Annotated in this window: 1 protein-coding gene; it reads left to right on the top strand. The window is 35.9% G+C overall.

The window, feature by feature from the left end; all coding sequences use genetic code 11:
• On the top strand, positions 1–195 hold a 195-nt coding region (locus AAEY83_RS12975; RefSeq protein ID WP_351059336.1), incomplete at its 5' end, for a hypothetical protein.
• Between the last annotated feature and the right edge of the window lie 214 nt (positions 196–409).

The following is a 409-nucleotide window of genomic DNA, read 5'->3' on the forward strand; positions in this document are numbered from 1 at the left end:
GCTTACGACTTTACTATCTCAGATATTGATATGAGAGCATCTGTTAATGTCTTTAACATTTTCAACTCACAAACTGAGTCGTCGTTGAATGAGCACTATGAGCAAAATGAAGGCGAAGTAAATGCTTATCATGATGCTGCGTACTCTTGGCAAACCCCGCGTTATGTTCGATTAGGTATCGAAGCTCGCTTCTGATATTACTAATTACCTCTACTAAAAACCCTTCTGAATAGAAGGGTTTTTTATTTTAAAATTACTTGTTTTTTAACGCTTAAGATTTAAAAAACTGCATTGATTTGGTTAAATCATTAGATAAGCGACTTAATTGCTGTGCATCTTGTAGCGTTGATTGAGCCGATGTTAGCGTTTGATCTGCTAAATTACTCACCTCTTGCGAATCATTCAATGC

The organism is Psychrobacter sp. TB20-MNA-CIBAN-0197 (assembly GCF_040309765.1).
Classification (GTDB): Bacteria; Pseudomonadota; Gammaproteobacteria; order Pseudomonadales; family Moraxellaceae; genus Psychrobacter; species Psychrobacter submarinus.